At 65.8% G+C, this 21,798-nt stretch carries 21 protein-coding genes and 7 tRNA genes; 3 read left to right on the top strand and 25 right to left on the bottom strand.

The features are described 5' to 3' along the window. Nucleotides 1–41 precede the first annotated feature (41 nt). The 10 genes from CCONF_RS06670 to CCONF_RS06715 form a co-directional block, all read right to left on the bottom strand. Nucleotides 42–593 (bottom strand): adenine phosphoribosyltransferase, encoded by a 552-nt coding sequence (locus CCONF_RS06670; RefSeq protein ID WP_290221970.1) that lies wholly within the window; start codon nt 591–593, stop codon nt 42–44. After that, a complete protein-coding gene (locus CCONF_RS06675) occupies nt 594–2,246 on the bottom strand; it encodes an ABC transporter substrate-binding protein (protein ID WP_290221972.1) in 1,653 nt (550 codons plus the stop codon). Nucleotides 2,247–2,338: 92 nt separating this feature from the next. Next, nucleotides 2,339–3,505, bottom strand: a complete 1,167-nt coding sequence (gene secF / locus CCONF_RS06680; protein ID WP_290221974.1) for a protein translocase subunit SecF — start codon at nt 3,503–3,505, stop codon at nt 2,339–2,341. Next, entirely contained in the window at nt 3,505–5,346 is a 1,842-nt protein-coding gene (gene secD, locus CCONF_RS06685; protein WP_290226316.1) for a protein translocase subunit SecD, read from the bottom strand. Before secD ends, secF begins: the two co-directional genes overlap by 1 nt. Nucleotides 5,347–5,667: 321 nt before the next feature. After that, nucleotides 5,668–6,015 (bottom strand): preprotein translocase subunit YajC, encoded by a 348-nt coding sequence (gene yajC / locus CCONF_RS06690; protein WP_290221977.1) that lies wholly within the window; start codon nt 6,013–6,015, stop codon nt 5,668–5,670. A gap of 67 nt (nt 6,016–6,082) precedes the next feature. Then, nucleotides 6,083–7,180 carry a Holliday junction branch migration DNA helicase RuvB gene (gene ruvB / locus CCONF_RS06695; protein WP_290221979.1) on the bottom strand — a complete coding sequence of 366 codons (1,098 nt, stop codon included), beginning with the start codon at nt 7,178–7,180 and terminating at the stop codon, nt 6,083–6,085. 43 nt (nt 7,181–7,223) lie between these two features. After that, nucleotides 7,224–7,841 carry a Holliday junction branch migration protein RuvA gene (ruvA, locus tag CCONF_RS06700; RefSeq protein WP_290221981.1) on the bottom strand — a complete coding sequence of 206 codons (618 nt, stop codon included), beginning with the start codon at nt 7,839–7,841 and terminating at the stop codon, nt 7,224–7,226. Nucleotides 7,842–7,919: 78 nt separating this feature from the next. Continuing rightward, nucleotides 7,920–8,504 carry a crossover junction endodeoxyribonuclease RuvC gene (gene ruvC, locus CCONF_RS06705; RefSeq protein ID WP_290221983.1) on the bottom strand — a complete coding sequence of 195 codons (585 nt, stop codon included), beginning with the start codon at nt 8,502–8,504 and terminating at the stop codon, nt 7,920–7,922. Nucleotides 8,505–8,689: 185 nt separating this feature from the next. Further along, entirely contained in the window at nt 8,690–9,442 is a 753-nt protein-coding gene (locus CCONF_RS06710; protein WP_290221986.1) for a YebC/PmpR family DNA-binding transcriptional regulator, read from the bottom strand. 95 nt (nt 9,443–9,537) lie between these two features. Further along, nucleotides 9,538–10,365 (bottom strand): acyl-CoA thioesterase, encoded by an 828-nt coding sequence (locus CCONF_RS06715; protein ID WP_290221987.1) that lies wholly within the window; start codon nt 10,363–10,365, stop codon nt 9,538–9,540. 144 nt (nt 10,366–10,509) lie between these two features. Between CCONF_RS06715 and CCONF_RS06720 the strand changes: the two genes are divergently transcribed. Next, nucleotides 10,510–10,989, top strand: coding sequence for a DUF3817 domain-containing protein (locus tag CCONF_RS06720; RefSeq protein ID WP_290221989.1), 480 nt, complete (start codon nt 10,510–10,512; stop codon nt 10,987–10,989). A 101-nt stretch (nt 10,990–11,090) separates the two neighbouring features. Next, a complete protein-coding gene (locus CCONF_RS06725; RefSeq protein ID WP_290221992.1) occupies nt 11,091–12,404 on the top strand; it encodes a DUF2029 domain-containing protein in 1,314 nt (437 codons plus the stop codon). On the opposite strand, the gene CCONF_RS06730 is transcribed toward CCONF_RS06725, so the two are convergent. From CCONF_RS06730 to CCONF_RS06800, 15 genes are all read right to left on the bottom strand, one after another. Beyond that, a complete protein-coding gene (locus CCONF_RS06730; protein WP_290221993.1) occupies nt 12,321–12,776 on the bottom strand; it encodes a hypothetical protein in 456 nt (151 codons plus the stop codon). The genes CCONF_RS06725 and CCONF_RS06730 overlap by 84 nt on opposite strands. Next, on the bottom strand, nt 12,777–13,880 hold the full coding sequence (locus CCONF_RS06735) for a glycosyltransferase family 4 protein (RefSeq protein ID WP_290221995.1): 1,104 nt from the start codon (nt 13,878–13,880) through the stop codon (nt 12,777–12,779). A gap of 5 nt (nt 13,881–13,885) precedes the next feature. Further along, entirely contained in the window at nt 13,886–14,812 is a 927-nt protein-coding gene (locus CCONF_RS06740; RefSeq protein WP_290221997.1) for a phosphatidylinositol mannoside acyltransferase, read from the bottom strand. Nucleotides 14,813–14,827: 15 nt separating this feature from the next. After that, nucleotides 14,828–15,445, bottom strand: coding sequence for a phosphatidylinositol phosphate synthase (gene pgsA, locus CCONF_RS06745; RefSeq protein WP_290221999.1), 618 nt, complete (start codon nt 15,443–15,445; stop codon nt 14,828–14,830). Continuing rightward, a complete protein-coding gene (locus tag CCONF_RS06750; protein WP_290222001.1) occupies nt 15,438–16,013 on the bottom strand; it encodes an HIT family protein in 576 nt (191 codons plus the stop codon). The genes pgsA and CCONF_RS06750 overlap by 8 nt, the downstream gene beginning before the upstream one ends. After that, on the bottom strand, nt 16,006–18,063 hold the full coding sequence (gene thrS, locus CCONF_RS06755; protein WP_290222023.1) for a threonine--tRNA ligase: 2,058 nt from the start codon (nt 18,061–18,063) through the stop codon (nt 16,006–16,008). The genes CCONF_RS06750 and thrS overlap by 8 nt, the downstream gene beginning before the upstream one ends. 72 nt (nt 18,064–18,135) lie before the next feature. Continuing rightward, a complete protein-coding gene (locus CCONF_RS06760) occupies nt 18,136–19,389 on the bottom strand; it encodes a Dyp-type peroxidase (protein ID WP_290222025.1) in 1,254 nt (417 codons plus the stop codon). A gap of 19 nt (nt 19,390–19,408) precedes the next feature. Beyond that, on the bottom strand, nt 19,409–20,014 hold the full coding sequence (locus CCONF_RS06765) for a copper chaperone PCu(A)C (protein WP_290222028.1): 606 nt from the start codon (nt 20,012–20,014) through the stop codon (nt 19,409–19,411). Nucleotides 20,015–20,029: 15 nt separating this feature from the next. Next, complete coding sequence (locus CCONF_RS06770) at nt 20,030–20,587, bottom strand: copper resistance CopC family protein (protein ID WP_290222030.1); 558 nt, start codon at nt 20,585–20,587, stop codon at nt 20,030–20,032. A 227-nt stretch (nt 20,588–20,814) separates the two neighbouring features. Next, nucleotides 20,815–20,890 (bottom strand) — tRNA-Gly (locus CCONF_RS06775). A 53-nt stretch (nt 20,891–20,943) separates the two neighbouring features. After that, nucleotides 20,944–21,018: transfer RNA gene (locus CCONF_RS06780), tRNA-Val, on the bottom strand. A 25-nt stretch (nt 21,019–21,043) separates the two neighbouring features. Continuing rightward, a tRNA-Cys gene (locus CCONF_RS06785) sits at nt 21,044–21,117 on the bottom strand. 44 nt (nt 21,118–21,161) lie between these two features. Then, nucleotides 21,162–21,237 (bottom strand) — tRNA-Gly (locus CCONF_RS06790). Nucleotides 21,238–21,290: 53 nt separating this feature from the next. Further along, nucleotides 21,291–21,365: transfer RNA gene (locus CCONF_RS06795), tRNA-Val, on the bottom strand. Nucleotides 21,366–21,395: 30 nt separating this feature from the next. After that, nucleotides 21,396–21,471 (bottom strand) — tRNA-Gly (locus tag CCONF_RS06800). 249 nt (nt 21,472–21,720) lie between these two features. Here CCONF_RS06800 and CCONF_RS06805 point away from each other — a divergent pair. Further along, nucleotides 21,721–21,795: transfer RNA gene (locus CCONF_RS06805), tRNA-Val, on the top strand. The last annotated feature ends 3 nt before the right edge of the window (nt 21,796–21,798 follow it).

Here is a 21,798-nt window from a genome sequence, read left to right on the forward strand (position 1 = left end):
CCCCTTTCCGAACTAAACTACTAATTAGTTCAGTCTAGCGCTTAATTCTCCTCAGGTGTGCGTAAGACCACCAAAGGCGTACCCGCTAGGCGCTCGCGCCCGCCCAGGCCCTCGACCTCGATGACCACGACGTTGCCGACTACCTCGGCGCCCGCCTGTTCCAGCAGCTGGCGGGCACCAAACAGGGTGCCGCCGGTGGCCAGGACGTCGTCGACCAGGGCGATCTTCTTGCCCTTAAGCTCCGCGCCGTTAGCGGGGATCTCCAGGGCCGCGGTGCCGTATTCCAGCTCGTATTCGGTGTGCAGGACCGGCGGCGGCAGCTTGCCCGCCTTGCGGATGGCCAGGATCCCCACACCCATCTTGTAGGCGACCGCAGACCCCAGCAAGAAACCGCGGGCGTCCAGCCCGCCGATCACTTCCGCGCCCAGGTCCTCGCAGGCCTCGGCCAGACCATCGACCACGACGCTGAAGGCGTCCGCGTCGGCCAGCACCGGGGTCAGGTCCTCGAAGAGAACACCCGGTTCCGGGAAATCCTGGACGTAGCGGATCTTGTCTTGTAGGGCTTCATTAGCGTTGGAGTACTGAGAACTCACTTAATTATCCTTCGATTTCGATTCGGTGGCGCCTTCGGGGATCAGCGTCCACCTGTCCATATTCCAACCGATTCCCGCCAGCCCAGTGTACGGTACTACGTGTATGACATCGTTGCGGACCACGAAAGTCTTCGGCTGCGCCGCCAGCGGGATGGTCCGCACCGTCTGCCACTGCTCGGCCTCGGCCTTGTTAAGCTCTTCCACATTCGAAATCCGCGGTTCCGCGGTCGAGAGTTCCGTGAGCGGATCGATAGGCCCCAGGAAGGCGTCGATGGCGGGCAGGCCAGTTGCCGGATCCGGGTTGAGCATGTACTGCGAGGTGTTCTCCGCGCTCACGTCCTCGACCGTGATCCCGGCCGGCTGGCAGGTCTCCGCGATCTTTTCCACCATGGCCGCGTAGCGGTCGTTGGGGCCTAGGTAGCCGATGCGGATGGTCTGCCCGCTCAGCGTCTGAGCAATGGCGTTGTCGGTGCCCACGTGCGGCTCGACGGCCCGCTTCAGGTACTTGCCGATGGGGTCATTGTGCCGGAGGACGTGCTGGTAGACCGGCGGGACCTCCACCCCGGACTCGGCGGAGCTGAGCTTGGCGAGCGCGGCCTGATCGATACACTCGGAGAAAGCCCTCCGCGGCTCCTCCTGCGCGAACAAGCCATACTCCGACAGGACCAGCGACTCAGTGAGATCGCCGACGACCGGCTCGATCTCATAAGGGTTATCGGCCGCGTCGCGGTCCAGCCAGGCGGGGTTCGCCGCACGGGAGTCAACCACGCCGAGGGTCCCGGCGTCCTTCAGCGCGCCGGAATCCGCGTCCGCGGGCCAGACGGTCACCGGGGCGATCTCGGCCTCGTTGCCGAAGAAGTGCGGGTTGCGTTCCAGGACCACTTCCCCGCTCTCGCCCACGTGGTCGATGGCGTACGGTCCGAAGGAGACCTGCAGTTCCGGATCGAACTCGGCCAACTGGAAGTCGAAGCGCCAAATGCGCGCAACCTCCTCGAGCACCGTGGGATCCTGCGAGTACAAGGCGTTGGTCAGCTCCTGGGAATCCATCCCCAGCTTCTTGGCGATAGCGTGGGCCGGCATTACCGTGCCCGGTCCGAACAGCCCGCGCCAGCGCTGGCCGGTGCCCGGGGCGAAGACGACTTCGAAGACCTTGTTCTCCGGCGCGCACTTAACCTGCTGGATATCCTGGACCAGCGGCATGTGCGAGCCGAAGGTTTCCTGCATCGTGCCGGCCGTATACGCCAGCAGGTAGTCCACGCAGGTCACCGGCTGGCCGTCGGAGAATTTCGCGTCGTCGCTCAGCGTGTAGAGCACCGACTTGGACTCATCCTCGGAGCCCGGGCTGAGCTCCTGGGCCTGGACCAGGTCCGTGTTCGGGATCATCTGCCCGCGCGGGCCTGGCACGAAGGCGGCCGGGTACAGGCGGCTGGACAGCTGCGCCACGCTGCCGGCGGAGCCGAAGGCGGTGCCGGCGTTGGTGGTTACTAGCTCCGAGGAGGTCTGGTAGCCGAAGTGGTCGCTGGAGGCGGTGCCTTCCTCCTCGGCCGGCTCCTCCCCCTGCCCGCAGGCTGCCAGGCCCAGCGCCAGGCTGGCGGCCAGGCCCGCGGCTGCCAGACGCCACCGCGTCGGGTTCTTGTTGACTCCAATTCCCATTTCGGGCTTACTCCTACCTGAGACTACCGATTGCAAAACCCCGGGGTGAAAGCCCCGGGGAGAGAAACTGACCGTGAACTACCTGGGCCGGGCTACTGTCCCGGGCGCCAGGTGGCGCCGGATCTGGTAGTGCCCTCGCCGGGGAGCGGGCCGTGGTCGTCGCTAGATTCGGCGATATCGTCGTTAGCCGACGCCGTCACCGGGGAGGCCACGGTGCGTTTCGCGCCGCCTTCCTCGAGGTCGAGCTCGTCGTCAGCCTCGCCCGAACGGTAGCGCTTCACCTCGGCGTTGTGGCGGCGGAATTCCTTCTTCCGGTTGACCATGCTAACCAGCAGCGGGGTGGCCAGGAACAGGGAGGAGAAGATGCCCTCGATAACGCCGATGAGCTGGATGAGTGCCAGGTCCTTGAGCGTGCCGATGCCCATCAGCCAGACCGCAACCACGAAGAGGGCGATAATCGGCAGGGCGGAAATCACCGAGGTGGAAATCGAACGCATCACGGTCTGGTTGATAGCCAGGTTGGCCTGTTCACCGTAGGTGTGTTTGCGCTGCCCCAAAATGCCCTGGGTGTTCTCATTGACCTTGTCGAAGACGATCACGGAGTCGTAGATGGAGAAGGTCAGCACTGTCAGCAGACCGATGATGACGGCCGGGGAAACCTCGAGCCCGAACAAGGCGTAGATGCCGGCGATGATGACGCCGTCGACGATCAGCGCGAGGATCGCCGCGAACGCCATGGTGCGCTGCAGGCGGATGGCGACGTAGATGGTCGCCGCGATGAGGAAGACCACCATCGCGATGATCATGCGCTCGGTAATCGAGGAGCCCCATGACTCAGACACGGTGGAGGTACCGATGGCGTCCGGGGTGGCCTCGCCCTCGGCGTTTTCCGGCTGGTACTCCTCGTAGATGGCCTGCCGGGCGCTGTCGACCTGCTCCTGGCTCAGTCGCTCGGAGGTGATCTCCAGCGTCTCGGAGGCGCCGGAGCCGACGATCTGGGCCTGCTCGGGTTCCACGCCGGTGGCTTCCTCGAAGGTCTGGCCGACTTCCTCTTCCACTAGGTCCGCGGCCGGCATGGTCACGGTGGTGCCGCCCTCGAAGTCCAGCGAGAGGCTGAAGCCGCGGATGAGGATAGCGGCGATGGACACGACCAGTAGGCCGATGGTGATCGAGTACCACAGCTTCGTCCGGCCGATGAAGTCGATGCCGCCCTCGTCGGAGTAGAGGCGATCCAACCGGGAAATCTTGTTCTTAGCCATTAGTTGTTCTCCTCGCCCTGCTCGTTGCGCTTGCTTCGCACGGTGCGCTCAGTGTGCTCAGGCTTCGTGTCTTGAGCGTCCGTGGCCTGGTCGCCGCGCGGATGCGCCTTACCATAGTGGCCCTTCGCCCGAGTTTCCTCAGCCAGCGCGAAGATGCCGCCGAGGCCGTTCATGGACGGCTTGGCGAAGACCGGCTTGCGGGCGGCCAGCATCATCAGCGGCGCGGTGATAAGGAAGGAGACGACCAGGTCGAAGACGGTGGTCAGGCCCAGGGTGAAGGCGAAGCCCTTGACCTCGCCGATGGCCAGGAAGTAGACGACCACGGAGCCGATCAGTGTGACGGCGTTACCGGTCACGATGGTGGTGCGCGCCCGCTCCCAGGCCTTGGTGGTCGCTGAACGGAAGGTGCGACCTTCCAGGATCTCGTCCTTGATGCGTTCGTAGTAGACCACGAAGGAGTCGGCCATGGCGCCGACACCGATGACCAGGCCGGCGATGCCGGACAGGTCCAGCGAGTAGCCGACCCAGCGGCCCAGCAGCACCAGGGAACCGTAGGTCAGGGCCATGGCGCCGACCAGAGTCAGGAAGGAGACGAAGGCGAAGGCGCGGTAGTAGTAGATCGAATAGGCCAGAACCAGAATCAGGCCGACCAAGCCGGCGATGAGGCCGGCCTGCAGGGCGGCGTGGCCCAGCGACGGCGGGACCGTCTCGGTGGTGCCGCCCGGCTCGCCGTTTTCGCCGACGAACGACAGCGGCAGCGCGCCGTAGCGCAGGTTGTTGGCCAACGACTGCGCCTCTTCCTGGCTGAAGTCACCGGTAATCGAGGTGGCCGAGCCGTACGGGGTCGCGCCCTGAATCTGCGGCGCGGAGATAACCCCGGAGTCCAGGGTGATGGCGATCTGCTTCTGCAGGTACTCCTCAGTCAGTTTGGCCCAGGTGGCCGAGCCGTTCGGGCCGTCGCCGGTCTGGAAGGAGAAACTGATCTGCATCTGACCGGTCTCCGGGTTCAGGCCGCCGTCGATCGGGGAATCCGTGTCGATTTCCGAGCCGGTCAGGCGGGTGCCGTTCGGATCCTCGACGCCGTCCAGCAGCGGGGCCGGGTCCAGGATATAGGGCATGCCCTGCGAGTAGTCACAGGTAACCAGCGGCTTGGCGGGATCGTCCGCGCCCGCCAGCGGATCCGTGTCCTGGGTGCAGGTCATCAGGGCAGAGGCCGCGGACAGCGTGGTCGGGTCCTCCGACTGGCGGTCCTTGAGCAACATGTCGGTCATCTCGTCGCGGCGCTCCGCCTGCTCCAGGGAGTTCTCCGGCTCCGGCAGCGGCTCGGCGCTGACCTTCTTCTCATCCACCTTGGTGTTGTTCGAGCCCTGGCCCTCGGCCTGCTCGTTGGCCTGGTTGATGGCGTCGGTCACGCGCTTCAGGGACTGGTTCGCCTCATCTTTGTTCAAGACGCCGTACTTGACCCAGCGGTTGGCCATGTCTTCCATCTCCGGCAGCAGCTTGGTCATGTCCGGGGTGGGCTGTTCGGCCACCGGGCGGAAGAGCAGCTGCGAGGTCTGGCCCACCGACTGCGCTTCCTGGGTGTCCTCGCCCGGGACGGTAATGACCAGGGTGTTGCCGTTGATGACTACCTCGGAGCCGGACACGCCCATGCCGTTGACGCGCTGTTCCAGGATCTCGCGAGCCTGTTTCAGCTGGTCCTGGGTCGGTTCTTCGCCCTGCGGGACCAGCGTGACGCGGGTACCACCCTGCAGGTCGATGCCGAGCTTGGTGCTGGCGGTGCGATCGCCAGTAAAGAATACGAGCGCCCACACCGCCAGCAGGATGACGACGAAGAGCATGATGGCGCGCTTCGGCCATTTCCTACTGGCGTTGTTGATGGCGCCTTTGTGAGGAGCGGACACGAATACAATCTCCTGTGCATTGCAAGTTACAGGGCTAAGTAAAAATCGCTGCCTCTAACGATGAAAGGAGCGAACACGATCCATCATGGTACGTCATACCGCTGGCAAAACCTCGACAGGGAGCCAGAAAAGTGCTTAGTGTGACCATGACAACGATCACAGTGCGAGGAAACAGAAAAATCCGCCTACCGGTGGCGTGCGCTCGGCACGCCCTAGGCAGGCGGTGAGTGGAGGCAAGAACGGGCGGGTCCGGTTGACCTAGTTCCGCTCGTCCGGGTTGCCCGGGTTATCTTCGGAGTGGAAATCGGTCTGCTGCGGATCATCCGGGGCGTCACCCACCCCGTTCGGGGCGGTGTTGGCCGCGCGCAGGATGCCCATCTTGTCGACAGTGATGATCATGCCGCGGGCGACCTCCAGGTCGATATCTCCTTCGCGCACCGCGGTCACGGTGCCGTGGATGCCGCCGGCGGTCACGACGCGCTTACCCGGGGTCAACGAGGCCTGGAAGGCGGCAACTTCCTTCTGACGCTGGCGCTGCTTGCGCATTGCGAAGAAGGTAGGCAGGACCAGAAGGACAACGAGGACGATAAATAGCACTAGTTCCATACCGATCCAGTGTGCCAGAAATTTCAGTTTAGCTGTTAATCAAACGCCGTTTGGCAGTAAGAATCTATTAAAACAGGCCAATCGCCCCGTCGGGCGGGGTTAGCCCCAGGTGCTGCCAAGCCGCCGCCGTGGCCACGCGCCCGCGCCCGGTGCGCGCAATCATGCCGGCGCGCACGAGGTAGGGCTCGCAGACCTCCTCGACGGTCGAGGGCTCCTCCCCCACGGCAATCGCCAGGGTGTTCACGCCGACGGGCCCGCCGTTGTGGCCTTCGATGAGCGCGTGCAGGACCGCCCGGTCCAGGCGGTCCAGGCCCATCTCATCCACGTCGAAGACGGCCAAGGCCCCCTGGGCGGCCTCCAGATCAATCTCGCCGTCGCCGTTGACCTCGGCGTAATCGCGCACGCGGCGCAGCAGGCGGTTGGCGATACGCGGGGTACCCCGCGAGCGCGAGCCGATTTCCACGGCGGCCTCCCGCGTGATGTCCACGCCAAGGATCTGCGCGGCGCGCTTGATGACTTGGGTCAGATCCGCGGTGTCGTAGAACTCCATCTGCGCGGTAAACCCGAAGCGGTCCCGCAGCGGGCCGGTCAGCATGCCGGCGCGGGTGGTCGCCCCTACCAGCGTGAACGGCGGGATCTCCAGCGGGATGGAGGTCGCACCCGGGCCCTTGCCCACGATGACGTCGATCCGGAAGTCCTCCATGGCCATGTACAGCATTTCCTCGGCCGGGCGCGCGATGCGGTGAATCTCGTCGATAAACAGCACGTCGCCCTCCATGAGGTTGGAGAGCATGGCGGCTAGGTCGCCGGCGCGCTCCAGCGCCGGACCCGAGGTCATCCGCAGGCTGGTGCCCAGCTCCTGGGCGACGATCATGGCCATGGTGGTCTTACCCAGCCCGGGTGGGCCGGACAGCAGCACGTGGTCCGGGGTCACGCCGCGCTTCTTCGCGCCCTGCAACACCAAGGACAGCTGCTCACGGACCTTCGGCTGCCCGATGAATTCGTCCAGGCTCTTCGGGCGCAGGGAGCGCTCGATGTCGCGCTCACCTTGCTGAGCATGCCCGTCAACGTCGTCGTTGCGGCGCTCCGCCGCCTGCGCGCTGCCCTGCCGGGCGGCTTCTAGCCCGTCTGGCAGCTGAAACTCGGTGCGCTCAATATCTGACATGTCCTAACACCCTACCCGTCGTCAACCCCTGGCGTGCGCCTAATTATTTCTTGCCCAGCCGGGCCAGCGCGTTGCGCAGGACCACCGGCGTGGCGGCATCGGGCTGCTCGGCGACGATCGCCTCGACGGCCCCCGCTGCGGCCTTTTCGGTAAAGCCCAGGCCCATTAGCGCCTCGGTGACCTGCTGGACGACCGGCTCGCTGGCCGCGGGGACCCCGCCGGCGGCCGCGCCCTCGTCCGCGGCCGCGCCGGCCCCGGCGAAGCCTGCCACCTTGTCCTTGAGCTCGAGTGCTAGCCGCTCCGCCATGCGCTTACCCACGCCCGGTATGGTCTGCAGGCGCTTGGCGTCCGACTGGCTAATCGCCTGCGCCAGCTCGTTGGCCTCCAGCACCGACAACGCGGCCAGCGCCAGCTTCGGGCCGAGCCCCGAGACGGACTGCAGCAGGTGGAACATCTCCCGGTCCTCGGCGGTGCCGAAGCCGTAGAGGGTCATGGAGTCTTCCTTGACCACCATGGAAGTCAGCACGAAGGCCTCTTCCCCGCGGGTCAGCCGGCCGAGGGTGGGCGGGGCCGCGTGCACGAGGTAGCCCACGCCCTGACATTCGATGACGGCGTGGTCCAGCGCGATGGAGATGACCTCTCCGCGCAACGATGCGATCATGGCGAGGGGTGTCCTTTCTTCCCGGGATGGAGTTTTAGGTTCTGCAGGTTTCGGGCGATTTGGTGCTCGTCCGGCCGCCTAGCCGGACTGGGTGGCGCGGGCGCGCGCCAGGGCTTGCTGTTGGGCTTGCCGCTGGGCCTGCGTCCGTTCCCGTACCTGCTCGGCGCGGGCGAGCGCCGGGGCGCGCCAGCAGTGGCTGACGGCGAGCGCTAGCGCGTCGGCGGCATCGGCCGGCTTGGGTGGCTCGCTAAGCCCCAGGATACGGGTGATCATGGCGGTCATCTGCTTCTTGTCGGCGCGGCCGTTGCCGGAGACGGCCTTCTTGACCTCCGAGGGGGTGTACATGTGCACCTCCAGGCCGCGTTCAGCCGCCGCGAGCACCAAGACCCCGACCGCGTGGGCGGTCTGCATGACCGTGGAGACGTTGCCGCGTTCGAAGACGCGCTCGATGGCGACCACGTCCGGTTGGTACTCGTCCATCCACTCGGCCACGGCCTTGGACAGGCGCAGCAGGCGCTCGGTGAGCTCCTTGTCCGCGGGCGTGCGCACCACGCCGACGGAGATGGGGATGACGGCGCGACCCCGGCCTGCCTGCACGACCGACAGGCCGCAGCGCGTCAGGCCCGGGTCGATGCCCATGACGCGCAAGCCCTCCAGGTTCACCGGCCACCTCCGCCACACATATGTTCTAGTACATTATCACGCATCCTACACGCGCTACGCCCGGCCGGCCAGCCTGGGTGCCCCGGTGTACTCACCCCCGTGCAGACACGACCGAGGACAGCCGCGGCAAGAAATTCTCGCCCCGACTGCCCCATTGCCAGGTTCTTAAGCCCCGGGCTGGCTTACTAGTCCTCGAGCTCGGCCAGGACCTCGTCGCTGAGATCCATGTTGGTGTAGACGTTCTGCACGTCGTCGGAGTCTTCCAGCGCGTCAATGAGGCGGAAGATCTTCTTGGCATCGGCCGCGCCGAGCGGGACCTCGACGGACGGGCGGAAGTCGGTGTCGGCGTCCTCGACGGAAATCTCCGCCTCCTCCAGGGCGCTGCGCACCGCGCGCACGTCGGCGGGCTGGCAGGTGATTTCGAACTGCTCGCCGCGGTCGTTGACCTCCTCGGCGCCGGCCTCGAGCACGGCCAGCAGCAGGTCGTCCTCGGTCAGCTCGCCCTTCTTCACAAAAACGACGCCGATGCGCGAGAACATATAAGACACGGAACCGGACTCGCCCAGGTTGCCACCGTTCTTCGTCATGGCGGTGCGCACCTCGGTGGCCGCGCGGTTGCGGTTATCGGTCAGGCACTCAACCAGCATGGCCACGCCGTTGGGGCCGTAGCCTTCGTACATGATGTTTTCCCAGTCGGCACCGCCGGCTTCCTCGCCGGAGCCGCGCTTGCGGGCGCGCTCGATGTTGTCGTTAGGGACGGAGGCCTTCTTGGCCTTTTTGATCATGTCGTCCAGCGTCGGGTTGGCCGCGGGATCGCCGCCACCCGTACGCGCCGCCACCTCGATGTTTTTAATGAGCTTGGCAAATTCCTTGCCGCGCTTGGCGTCGTTGGCAGCTTTTTTATGCTTGGTTGTCGCCCATTTAGAGTGGCCGGCCATAAGGTGTGCCCCTTCCTAGTTGGTTTTAACTAACGCGATTATACGTTCCGAGGCCATCGCGTCTGAAAAAGACCTCGCCCAGGCCACCTACTCGGTCATTCCTTCAGCCAACGGATGAGCCCTTCCTGGCTCACTTGGGCGACCAGCGCCCCGTCCTGACGGTAGACCCGCCCCTGGGCGAAACCGCGCCCGCCTCCGGCGAACGGCGAGTCCTGCTCGTAGAGCAACCACTCGTCAACGCGGATCTCGTCGAAGAACCAGAGGCTGTGGTCGAGGCTGGCCATCTGCACGCGCGCCTCGGGGTGGGAAATCAGCGTCGAGTTCAGCAGGGTCATATCCGACAGGTAGGACAAGGCCACCTGATTCAGGGCCGGCTCGTCGCCTAACCCGACGTTGTAGCGGAACCAGATGTGCCGCGCGCCGGCGCCGTATTTGTCCTGGGCGTGGCGGGAGTTGTCGTGCTCGTCGGGGACCATGAGAACGTCCCAGTCGCTCCACTCGCCCAGCACGATACGGGAGGTCGACGGCCAATCCTCCGCGCTCGCGCGGCACTCCTCCGGGCCCGGCACGTCCGGTAGCGCCGCGGCGTGCTCCGGCCCCTGGTCGCCGGGGCGGCGGAAGCTGACCAGCATCTCCACGATCTCCTTATCCCCCTGCCAGCCGATGACCCGGCGGTGGCTGAAGGTGCGCCCGTCGCGGATGGTACGCACGGTGAAATCGATGGGCTCAGCTGACAATCCGCCGCCGACAAAATATGCGTGCAGCGAGTTCGCCGTCTTGCCTTCCACGGTCTGCTGCGCCGCCTGCAGCGCCTGGCCAACGACCTGCCCGCCGAAGGTGCGCTTCATCTCCGAGGGCACCCCGGGCCCGCGGTAGCGATCTCCGCCCAGGTCGGACATCTCAATTACCTGCCGAAACGACACCCTAAACTCCCTTCTTCTGGCAGGCGGGCGACGCGCCAGTGCGCGCGAGCTTGCGCCCGGGCCGGCCCGGGGACTATGACGCCCACCACATATACGGCTGCCCACCTTACCTCGTGGGGCGAGCCTCCGTAAGATGGTCGGTCGATGACTCCCCAGAAACTACACCTGTCCGCCGCCGTACTCGAGATGTTTACCTGGACCCTGCTGTTGGTGGGCATGGCCCTGAAATACTCCGGTGTGACCGAGGCCGTCGTCCCAGTCGCCGGCAGCATCCATGGCTTCGGCTTCTTAAGCTTCTTGTTCATGACCTGCCTGATCTGGATCAACAACCGGTGGCCCCTAGGCATCGGCGTCCTGGGCCTGGCCGTTTCCGCCATCCCCTTCGCCGCCCTGCCCTTCGCCCTCTGGACGGCCCGCCGCGGCCTGGTGGCCGGCGGGTGGCGCTACCGTGACACGGACAGCGCGGCTACCCCCGCCGGGCCCGCCGACGCGCTGTTGGTGCAAGTGGTGCGCCACCCCGTGCGCTCTATCCTGTTGGCGGTAGTGGTTATTGCTATCGTATTTGGGGTCCTCGTGACGCTGGGCCCGCCCGTCGATGTCGAAGGAATCATCAGCGGTTCCTAGGCCCTTCCTTCCAGTTGAGCGAGCGCTTTGGCTCCCCGTAGCCCGGCGCTCGTTGGCGCCAGTTTCTGTCCGTGTTGAGATGATGAAAAGACTTTTGAATAATGACTAAGCTCCTGCGGGCACGCGGTGGACTCCGCCGCGTCCCGGCCGTGTGGGTCGGCTGGGCCATCGCGCGCCTGTGCCTGGCTATGCTCATCAAGCTCAACCACCAGCCGCGGGGCGATCTGTTCTACTACCACGTGGCCATTTTCGGTTCGAACCCGCAGGATATGACCGAATACCCGCACGCCGGGACCTGGCCGACCTACCTGGCTGCCTGGCTGGGCGGCAGCGAGATCATGGCCTTCATGTTCGTCTTCGCCCTTTTCTGCCTAGCCTGCGACGCCGCCTTCCTCGCCGCCCTGCTCCACCGCCACGACACACGCCCGACCGCCTTTACCGCCGCCTGGTTCTGGGTACTGTTCGGGCTGGCCGCCGGCCACGTCTTCGTCATGCGCCTGGATATCTTCCCCGGTCTGGCCGTCGGCTTCGCCGCGCTGGTCATTCACCGCTGGCCCGTGCTCTCCTCCAGCCTTATCGCTCTGGCCTGCGCGATGAAGCTATGGCCGGGCGTACTCGCCGCCGGGTTGGTCGGGCGCGCGACCAACGCCCGCGCCTGGCTGCGCCTGCTGACCTTCGGGGTGTCCTTGGTGGCCTTCGCCGGCATCACACTGCTCTCGGGCGGCTGGGAGCGCTTGACCAGTCCCCTGGACTACCAGAACGTCCGCGGCCTGCAGATCGAGTCGGTCGCGGCCACGCCCTATATGTGGGACGCGTACCGGCACCCAGCGGCCTACGAGCTCGGCATAGCGCCGTCGAAGTCCTTCGAAATCACCGGCGCGGGCACCGACGGCGCGGTGCAGGCAACGACGTGGGCGATGGGCATCGTCATCGCCTTCGCGCTGCTCTGGGCGCTCTACCGCTTCATCTGGGGCGGCTGGAGCCCGCAGACCACCATCTCCTGGGCCGCGGTCGTCGTGCTGGGGCTTATCGTCACGAACAAGGTCTTCTCCCCGCAGTACATCATCTGGTTCGGCCCGCTTATCGCCGTCGCCCTGCGCACGACGACGCCGGGAAGTGCGCGCCGCAAGGTGGTGGCAATCCTGGGCGTAATGACCGTGGTCTGCGCCGGCCTGGGGACCTATATCTACCCCTTCGGCTACGACTACCTCTGGAATTTCGTCGGCGAGCAGCTGGCCCCCGTGGCCGCGCTGGTCGCGCGCAACGTGCTGGTCGTGGCCATGTTCGTGTTCACGCTGGTGTGGTGGGTCTTGGAGCTGCGCGCCCAGGTGCTAGAACGCCGTGAGATCAAAGAACTCGGGCAGCCGGGCGGTGCCACCCAGTCGGAAGGTGCGCACGAGCGGGCGCAGGCGTAGCGCGCGGGTATCGGCCACGGCCTCGTTGTAGAAGCGATGGGCCAGCTGGACGCGCACCTCGGCGTCCACCAGCTGCGCCGGCACCGGATCACACAGGCGGCGGATTTCCTCCCCCAGCCGGTGCTCGAGGTCGCTGCGCTGGGTGAACTGGCCCGGCACCAGGGCGGTCGCCTCGGCCTGCGCGCTGGCCTCAGCCAGCCGCGGCTCCAGCGCGGCCGCCACCGCCGCGCGCCTATCCAGTGCCGCCTGCAGCTGCGCCAGGGCCGAGTCCGTGCGGATGTGCAACGTGTTGAGCCGCTGGGCCGTGAAATAAGCCCAGAGCATCACCACGGTCACCACCACGGCAGCGACCACGAGCAAAGCGGTACCCATTTATTTCACCTGCACTTTCGATCCGTCTTGCACGGTCTCATAGACCGCCATCACCTGGGCGGCCACGTGATCCCAGTCGTAGGTCTGCGCCCGGCGGGTGCCGGCGGCCGTGAGCCTGGCGCGCAGCTGTGGGTCGTCCAGCACGTGGTTGAGCTGCCGGGCCAGGGCGGCAGCATCCCTGTTGCTAAAAAGCAGGCCGGCCGGCTCGTCCGATTCCACGTCACAGACCGCCGCGAAGGCCTCGAGGTCGCTGGCGACGACCGCGCAGCCGGCGGCCATGGCCTCCACCAGCACGATGCCGAAGGACTCGCCGCCGGTATTCGGCGCGACGTAGATATCCGCCCGGCCGAGGATCTCGGCTTTTTCGGCGTCGCTGACGCGGCCGACGAAGTCCACCCCGTCGACCTCGCGGGCCCGTCCCCCGCCCATCACGGTCACCCGCACCTCGCGATGGACCTCGGGCAGGGCCTCTAAAAGGATATCCAGGCCCTTGCGCGGCTCGTCCAGCCGGCCCAGGAAAACGATCTCGGGGCGCGGGTCCGTTCGCTCCGCGTCCTCCTGCGCCTGGCGGGAGCGCGCGTAGACCGACGTGTCCACCCCGTTGGGGATGAGCACGGGGTCGCCGCCGAGCTGCTCGACCTGCCAGCGCCGCGCCATCTCGGAGACCGCGATCCCGCCGCGGACCTTCTCCAGAAACGGCGCCAGGACGGGCTTGGCCAGGGTCAGGATGGTCGAGTTGGCGGCCGAGGCGTGGTAGGTCGCCACGATGGGCCCGGTGGCGAGGTAGAGCGCCGCCATGGAATAGCTCGGCGAGTTCGGCTCGTGGATGTGCAGGACGTCAAAATCGCCCTCGGTGATGAACTCCCGCAGCCGCCGAAAGACCTGCGGGCCGATGGCCAGGCGGGCCACGGAGCCGTTATAGGCGATGGGGATGGAGCGCCCACCCTTGACCACGAAGTACGGGACCTCGGTCTCCTCGTCCGCCGGCCCGATAACGCGCACGTAGTGCCCTTGCTCCAGATAGACCGTCGCCAGGTCAAGGATGTGGGCTTGAACCCCGCCGGGTTCGTCGAAGGAATAGGGGCACACGATACCAATCCGCATGGTTGCTAGTTCCCCTTCCTCTCGGCCTTGTGGGCACGTTCGGCCCGCCGCCGCTCGACGTCGACGTTCCACTGCGGTTGCAGCATGTGCCAGTCGGCCGGGTGCGCCGCGATATTTTCGGCGAAACCGTCCGCCATCCGCTGGGTCGTTTCCGCCACGTCGGTCACTTCCAGCGCCGGCGCGCAGGACAGGCCCCAGCCATCCTCGGTGAACCAGGGGTGCACCACGTGCAGGCTCGCGCCCGTCTGCGCGGCCAACAGGGCCGGGCCGGCGGCCATATTCGCCGTCTCCCCGAAGAACTCGACCGGCACGCCGGTGCGCGACAGGTCCCGCTCAGCCAACAGGCAAACGATGCCCCCTGCGGCCAGCACCTCCTTCAGCCGGCCAAAAGGAGGCTGGGCGCCCCCGGTCAGCGGCAGGACTTCGAAGCCTAGGGACTCGCGGTAGTCCACGAAGGCATTGAAAAGCACCTCAGGGCGCAAGCGCTCGGCCACGGTGGTGAACTGTCCGTGCATGCCCACCAGGCAGACCCCGGCCATGTCCCAGTTGCCCGAGTGCGGCAACGCCAAGATGACGCCGCGCCCACCTGCCAGGCCCTCTTCCAGGTGTTCGCGGCCGTCGAGGTCGCGTTCCAGGGCCGCGTGCAGGCCCGGATCGTCGTGGATGGACGGCAGGCGGAAAGCTTCTTTCCAGTAGCGCATATACGAGCGCATCGACGCGCGCACCAGCTCGCGCGTGACGTTTTCGGGCCCCACGACGCGGGACAGGTTGCGGCGCAGCTGGTCCATGCCGCGCCCGTGGTCGCAGGCTAGATCCGCGATCCGGTCGAAGAGCCAAGAGGCCCAGGCCTCCGGTAGCCAGCTGACTACCCGCCAGCCGGCCAGATACCCGAGCGCCGAGAAATCGATATCGCGTGCGAGAAACCGCGCCATTGCTGCCCCTTAAAGTTAAGCTTGGTCGGCTACCTTGTCCTGCTTCATGGCCATGATAAGCCGCTGGTAGATAGTGAACACAGAGCCGACGGCCAGGATCCACAGGGCGATAGCCAACGCGTTGGGCACGCCGAAGCCTTCCAACCCCACGCCGACTAGGCCGATGATGAGCCGCTCGGGCCGCTCAATCAGCCCGCCGACCATGCGCAGCCCGGAGGCCTCGCCGCGGGCCTTAACATAGGAGATGACCTGCGAGGAAACCAGGACGATAAGGCCGGCGGCCACGGTGGACGGGTGCGCGTCGACGGTATAGACTAGGTACCAGATAATGGCGGCAAAAAGCGCGCCGTCGGTGACGCGGTCGCAGGAGGCGTCCAGCGTCGCGCCAAACGGCGTTCCCCCGCCGCGGATACGGGCCATGGTCCCGTCGATCATGTCGAAGGCGGCGAAAAGCCCGGACAGCACCGCCGCCCAGACCAAGTGCCCGGAGGGGATCAACAGCACCGAGATAGCGATGGTCACGATGGCGCCGACCGCGGTCACTGCATTCGGGGTCAACCCGACCTTCAGAGCCGCCTTGGCTACCGGCTCCACCACCACCGCGGCTGGTTTCCTTCCGTGCACACTAAGCACGCGAATCCTCCTCGTCTATGTCCTGCCACGCTGCGGCCAAAAGACGGCGCGTCTCCTGCAACAGCTGCGGCAGTACTTTAACCCCATCCAGGATAGTCATAAAATTGCTATCTCCCGGCCACCGCGGCACGACGTGCATGTGCAGGTGGTCTCCCACCGAGCCGCCGGAAGCCTTACCTAGGTTAAGCCCCACGTTGACCGCCTCCGGACGCGACACCCGCTTGAGGACGCGAATTGCCTTTTTCACAAAAGCCATCATCTCCGCGGTCTCGGACTCGGTGAGGCTTTCCAACTGGGATTCCTTGCGGTAAGGCACCACCATGAGGTGTCCCGCGTTGTACGGGAAGAGGTTCAACAACGCGTAGACCTCCTTACCGCGGGCGATGATGAGCCCGTCCTCGTCGCTGCCCTGCGGCGCTTCGACGAACGGGTCCTTCGAACGCTTCTGGATATAGGCCATGCGGTACGGGGCCCAGAGCCGCTCAAGACGGTCTGGCTCACCCGCCCCGGAGTCGACGTAGACGCCGGGTTCGGGCTGTGCGGATTCCGCGCTTTGGCCACTAGCCACGGAGGTTGTCCTCGCTCGGCTGGTCGTTAACCCGCTGGGTCACCCACTTGTCGATGAGCTTGACGGCCTCGTCGACCGGCACGCCGTTGACCTGGGAGCCGTCGAGGAAGCGGAAGGAGACCGCCCCGGCCTCGACGTCGCGGCCGCCGGCCAGCAGCATGAACGGAACCTTGCCCGTGGTGTGGTTGCGGATCTTCTTCTGCATGCGGTCGTCGGAGGTATCCACGTCGGCGCGGATGCCGCGGGAGCGCAGCTTCGCGGTCACGTCCTCCAGGTAGGAGACGAATTCGTCCGCTACCGGGATGCCGATGACCTGCTGCGGGGCCAGCCAGGCCGGGAAAGCGCCGGCGTAGTGTTCCAGCAGGACGCCGAAGAAGCGCTCGATGGAGCCGAACAGCGCGCGGTGGATCATGATCGGGCGCTGCTTGGAGCCGTCCGGGGCGGTGTATTCCAGCTCGAAGCGCTCCGGCAGGTTGAAGTCCAGCTGCACGGTGGACATCTGCCAGGTACGGCCGATGGCGTCGCGCGCCTGGACCGAAATCTTCGGGCCGTAGAAGGCCGCGCCCGCCGGGTCCGGGACCAGCTCGAGGCCGGACTTGGTGGCCACGCGCTCCAGGATGCTGGTCGAGCGCTCCCAGATCTCGTCCGAGCCGACGAACTTGTTCGGATCCTTGGTGGACAGCTCCAGGTAGAAGTCGTCCAGGCCGTAGTCCTGCAGCAGGGAGATGATGAACTCTAAGACCTTGGTCAGCTCGTCCTCGAGCTGGTCCTCGGTGCAGTAGATGTGGGCATCGTCTTGGGTGAAGCCGCGCGCGCGGGTCAGGCCGTGGACCACGCCGGACTTCTCGTAGCGGTAGACAGTGCCGAACTCGAACAGGCGCAGCGGCAGCTCACGGTAGGAGCGCCCGCGGGAGGCGAAGATCAGGTTGTGGAACGGGCAGTTCATCGGCTTGGCGTAGTAGTCCTGCGGCTGCTTGGTGCAGTTGCCCTCCGCGTCGTACTCGCCGTCCAGCTGCATGGGCGGGAACATGCCGTCCGCGTAGAAGTCCAGGTGGCCGGACTTCTTGAACAGGTCACCCTTGGTGATGTGCGGGGTGTTGACGAAGGAGTAGCCGTCCGCCAGGTGGCGGCGGCGGGAGTGGTTTTCCATCTCCATGCGCACGATGCCGCCGTTCGGGTGGAAGACCGGGAAGCCGGAGCCGATTTCGTCCGGGAAGCTGAACAGATCCAGCTCCGAGCCCAGGCGGCGGTGGTCGCGCTTTTCGGCCTCGGCCATCAGCGTCTGGTAGGCCTCCAGGGCCTCCTTGGACTCGAAGGCGGTGCCGTAGATGCGTTGCAGGCCGGCCTTGGACTGATCGCCGCGCCAGTAGGCGGCCGAGGAGCGGGTCAGCGCAAACGCCGGGATGTACTTGGTGGTCGGCAGGTGCGGGCCGCGGCACAGGTCGAACCACTCGACCTCGTTGGTGCGCGGGTTGACGTTGTCGTAGAAGGTCAGGTCACCGGCGCCGACCTCGGCGGCCTCGTCTGAATCCGGGTCGACGTTACCCTTGTCCTGGATGAGCTCGAGCTTGAAGGGCTCGTCGGCGAGTGCCTCGGCGGCCTGCTCCGGGCTCTCGTAGACCCCGCGGGTAAAGCGCTGGCCGGTCTTGATGATCTTCTTCATACGCTTCTCGATGGCCTTGAGGTCCTCCGGGGTGAAGGGCTCTTCGGTCTGGAAGTCGTAGTAGAAGCCGTTCTCAATGGCCGGGCCGATACCCAGCTTGGTGCCGGGGAATTCTGCTTGGACGGCCTGGGCCAGCACGTGGGCACAGGAGTGGCGGACCACCGCACGGCCCTCCTCCTCGCTGGCGGCGACGGGGGTAAAGGTCTGGTCGGTCTCCGGAACATGCGACAGGTCCTTGAGGTTGCCCTCGGAGTCGCGGACGACCACGACGGCCTCCGGGCCCTTGTTCGGCAAGTCCAGCTCGCGCATCGCTGCCCCGACGGCAGTGCCGGCCGGGCAGACGAAGGACTCGTAGTTCACGGGGACTGCAGGAATAGCTTCCGCCATTTGGTGCGCTCCTTTGCGCTCATGCGGGCAGCAGCATACCTGGCCGCGGCCCGCGGTTTATTATTCCGGGGCTTATCTTACCGCGTCCAGCAGTGCGGATCCCCAAAAGGCCGAGCCCGCGCCGCCGCTGCTGGTCCCGGGTGGGACGAAGTAGACCGCCGAGCCGATGTGGCTAATCCAGGTGTTGAGGTGATCGGCCTCGTCCAGGCGGGCCTGGATGGGTTCGAACTGGCGCGTCGGGTCCTTCTGGAAGCAGATGAAGACCAGGCCCGCGTTGGACAGCTGGATGAGGTCTTCTTCCTGGGATTCGGCGTAGTCCGGCATCAGATCGTAGCTGTACGGGCGCCGCTTGAGCTTTTGCTCGGGGTGGTCGGCCGGCGGCCGGGCCCGGGCCATGTGGGAGTTCGGATCGATGACCGGCAGGCCGTATTTGTCGGTGGCCGAATAATCCGCCTCGTCCAGCTCCTCCTCGCCCGTCAGGGGCGCGCCGTTGGACAGCTTGCGCCCCACGGAGTTTTCCCGCGTGGCCCGGTCCAGCTTTTCCCAGGTGTCCAGATTCATGCGGATGCGGCGCACCACCATGCAGGTCCCGCCCTGGGCCCAGTCGGGGCCCTCATCAATCCAGACCTGCTCGTCGTATTCTTCCTCGCCGCGCGGGTTGACCGTGCCGTCGAGCTGCCCGAACAGGTTGCGGTGGGTCGCGCCCTGCGGCAGGGAGCCGAAGGAGTTGGCGAAGCCCTGCTGCAGCCACGTGACCTTGGCGTAATCGGTGGCGGCGCGGATCATGTGCCGCATGGCGTGGGAGGCCATCACCGCGTCGTCGCAGCAGATCTGCAGCACGACGTCGGTCTGGCCCCACTTATCGCTGAGCTGGTCCTTCGAGAAGGGCTTGATGTCCCGCAGCCAGTCCGGCTTTAGGTCCCCTGCCCCGAGCTTGTCGAAGACCGGCTCGCCCCAGCCGCAAGTGATGGTCAGGTTGGCGGGTACGTCCACCATCTCCGGCTCCAGGGAGCCTAGCGGGGTCTCGCCCGTGCACAGCGCCCGGGCGTCCTCCGTCCACAGGCTCATCAGGTTGCGAAAGCCCCGCTTGCCGATGCCCGGCTTTAGGTCAAAGCCCACCAAGTTCAGGTGGGCCTGCATGTCCGTGTCCACGCCGGCCTGGTGCTCGCCGTCGAAGGCGACGATCGCCTCCGCCAGCGGGTCGGACTGGCTGGCCTGCTCAATCGCGTCCTTTTCTTCCGCCTGGCTGCACGCGCTTAAGGCGAACGTTGCCGCCCCCGCCGCGCCCGCTCCCTGTAGGAAGTACCGGCGATTAAGTCCCGTCATGGCTTTCGCTTACCTTCCCCTAGTGGCCGCTGTGGCCTTCGTGCTCGGCGTGGTCGCCGTGGCCTTCGTGCTCGGCGTGATCGCTGTGATCGGTGGAGCCCAGGTCGCCGTAGTCTTCGTCGCCGGCGCCGATGCTGCGCACCGGCACCTCGCCCAGGTCGATGGTCTTGCCGTCGGTCAGGTGCAGGGTAATCGTCACGGACTCGCCGGCCATGACCGGCTCCTTGACGCCCATCAGCATCAGGTGGTCGCCGCCCGGCTCCAGGGTGGCCTCGCCGCCGGCCGGAATGGTCAGCGGTTCGGTCATCTCGGACATCTGGCCGTCGACGGTCTCGTGCAGCTGGGTCATCTCCGCGTCGATGCTGGTGCTAAACGACTCGACCTGCAGGTCGGTGTCGGTGTGGTTAACCAGGGTGCCGAAGATGGCGGTCATGTCGGAGTCCTCGGCCATCGCGCGCACGACACCGCCTTCGAAAGTGACGTCCGTTTCGGCGGCCTGCTCCGACTCGGCGGAGGTGGTGGTCTGCGTGTCGGTCTGGTCCGCGGGCTCCTCGCTCGGGGAGCAGGCCGCCAGGGACAGGGCCGAGGCGGCAACAGCGGAGACTACAAGACGGGTGTATTTCATGACAGATTCCTTTGTTTACTGTTCATCAATGGGGCGACGCTTGGCCAGAACCAGCACGACGACGGCGGCCAGCACCAGCACGCCGCCGACGGCGAGGATCCACTTCAGCGGGCCGTCGGCGCCGCCGACCTCCTCGTCCGGGGACGGGACGGCGGACTCGTCGACGGCGACGCTGGAATCGTCGCCGCCGGCCACGGTGAAGCTGACTCCCCCGCGGGTGGCGTGCCCATCTGAGGAGGTGATCTGGAAGCCGACCTGGTAGTCACCGGGGCCCGGATCGACGTCGTCCGGGGTCTCGATGGTCAGGTTGCGTTCGTCGAGCTCCGGCTCGGCAGAAAACAGTACGTCCCCGGCTTCCTCGTTGGTCACGGCGAAGTTGTTGAAGCCCTCCCGCGGGATTCCGGAAAATTCCAGGGTGATGGTCTCGGGGAATTCGTCGAGGACCTGGCCTTCGGTGACGGTGCCGCCGATGACGGCATCGTGAGCCAGGGCTACCGGCGCTGCCCAGGCGGACAGGCCGAGGGCCCCGGCAGCCACCGCGGCGCCTGCGGCGCGCGGGGAAAATGAAAACATGTACTGCTCCTTACGGCGAGGACTCGCCTGGTCGTTCCAAGGTCGCAGCGGCACACACCGCGGGCTTGCCGCCGCGCTGCGCGACGCGTATCCGACTAGTCGCTCCATTGCTGGAAGTAGTTCCCAACAATGGCGCAGATCTCACTGCTACTAGCTGTGCCCCGATTGTCCCCCACCCGAGCGCAAACATACAAAACGCCGCCCCCAGCGGGGACGGCGTCGAAAAATGGAGCGGATGACGAGACTCGAACTCGCGACCCTCACCTTGGCAAGGTGATGCGCTACCAACTGCGCTACATCCGCAAATTTGAAACCAGGCTCGGTTTCAGGACTTCCCAACGAGGTTGGGAAACCCGTGGTGCGCGATACTGGGATTGAACCAGTGACCTCTTCCGTGTCAGGGAAGCGCTCTCCCGCTGAGCTAATCGCGCAGGCGTCGCCGGTGGCCACGCTAGCTGGAGGTGGAAACGGGAATCGAACCCGTGTGCACGGTTTTGCAGACCGTTGCCTCACCACTCGGCCATTCCACCGTGGCGTATGCCGCCTCACACAATTATACAAAGTGAAACTGTGTTGGAGCGGATGACGAGACTCGAACTCGCGACCCTCACCTTGGCAAGGTGATGCGCTACCAACTGCGCTACATCCGCAAATTTGAAACCAAGCCCGGTTTCAGGACTTCCCAACGAGGTTGGAAAACCCTTGGTGCGCGATACTGGGATTGAACCAGTGACCTCTTCCGTGTCAGGGAAGCGCTCTCCCACTGAGCTAATCGCGCGGGACAAACACCTTCTATAAAAAGAAAGTGTGGAGCGGATGACGAGACTCGAACTCGCGACCCTCACCTTGGCAAGGTGATGCGCTACCAACTGCGCTACATCCGCATGCACCGGTTCCAGCCGCAGCTTTCTGTGCGGTGCGAGTAAAAACATTATCCTGAACCGGTCCCGGTTTACAAATCGCCCGCTCACAGGCCAGTTCTTAGGCCCATCGCGGCGGGGTGTGGCGCAAGCTAAATGACACCGCTGTCATCCCCGCCCCCGGCATCCGGGCCGCCGCGGCTCCACCGGCACCGCCGTTTTGCTGGGGATTCGTCGGATCGCGCGGCGCCGTGCTACATTTTAGCCCAGCACGGTCCCATGGCTCAGTGGAAGAGCGTTCCGTTCACACCGGAAAGGTCGCTGGTTCGATCCCAGCTGGGACCACCACTT

This window comes from Corynebacterium confusum (assembly GCF_030408715.1).
GTDB lineage: Bacteria > Actinomycetota > Actinomycetes > Mycobacteriales > Mycobacteriaceae > Corynebacterium > Corynebacterium confusum.

Excerpts from the sequence above, each read along its gene's own strand:
- CCONF_RS06710 (WP_290221986.1), bottom strand. The coding sequence starts at position 9,442 with ATGGCCGGCCACTCTAAATGGGCGACAACCAAGCATAAAAAAGCTGCC.
- secD (WP_290226316.1), bottom strand. The coding sequence starts at position 5,346 with ATGCTCTTCGTCGTCATCCTGCTGGCGGTGTGGGCGCTCGTATTCTTT.
- CCONF_RS06740 (WP_290221997.1), bottom strand. The coding sequence starts at position 14,812 with ATGGCGCGGTTTCTCGCACGCGATATCGATTTCTCGGCGCTCGGGTAT.
- CCONF_RS06730 (WP_290221993.1), bottom strand. The coding sequence starts at position 12,776 with ATGGGTACCGCTTTGCTCGTGGTCGCTGCCGTGGTGGTGACCGTGGTG.
- CCONF_RS06760 (WP_290222025.1), bottom strand. The coding sequence starts at position 19,389 with ATGACGGGACTTAATCGCCGGTACTTCCTACAGGGAGCGGGCGCGGCG.
- ruvA (WP_290221981.1), bottom strand. The coding sequence starts at position 7,841 with ATGATCGCATCGTTGCGCGGAGAGGTCATCTCCATCGCGCTGGACCAC.
- CCONF_RS06725 (WP_290221992.1), top strand. The coding sequence starts at position 11,091 with ATGACTAAGCTCCTGCGGGCACGCGGTGGACTCCGCCGCGTCCCGGCC.
- CCONF_RS06770 (WP_290222030.1), bottom strand. The coding sequence starts at position 20,587 with ATGTTTTCATTTTCCCCGCGCGCCGCAGGCGCCGCGGTGGCTGCCGGG.
- CCONF_RS06675 (WP_290221972.1), bottom strand. The coding sequence starts at position 2,246 with ATGGGAATTGGAGTCAACAAGAACCCGACGCGGTGGCGTCTGGCAGCC.
- CCONF_RS06765 (WP_290222028.1), bottom strand. The coding sequence starts at position 20,014 with ATGAAATACACCCGTCTTGTAGTCTCCGCTGTTGCCGCCTCGGCCCTG.
- thrS (WP_290222023.1), bottom strand. The coding sequence starts at position 18,063 with ATGGCGGAAGCTATTCCTGCAGTCCCCGTGAACTACGAGTCCTTCGTC.
- secF (WP_290221974.1), bottom strand. The coding sequence starts at position 3,505 with ATGGCTAAGAACAAGATTTCCCGGTTGGATCGCCTCTACTCCGACGAG.
- CCONF_RS06720 (WP_290221989.1), top strand. The coding sequence starts at position 10,510 with ATGACTCCCCAGAAACTACACCTGTCCGCCGCCGTACTCGAGATGTTT.
- yajC (WP_290221977.1), bottom strand. The coding sequence starts at position 6,015 with ATGGAACTAGTGCTATTTATCGTCCTCGTTGTCCTTCTGGTCCTGCCT.
- CCONF_RS06735 (WP_290221995.1), bottom strand. The coding sequence starts at position 13,880 with ATGCGGATTGGTATCGTGTGCCCCTATTCCTTCGACGAACCCGGCGGG.
- ruvB (WP_290221979.1), bottom strand. The coding sequence starts at position 7,180 with ATGTCAGATATTGAGCGCACCGAGTTTCAGCTGCCAGACGGGCTAGAA.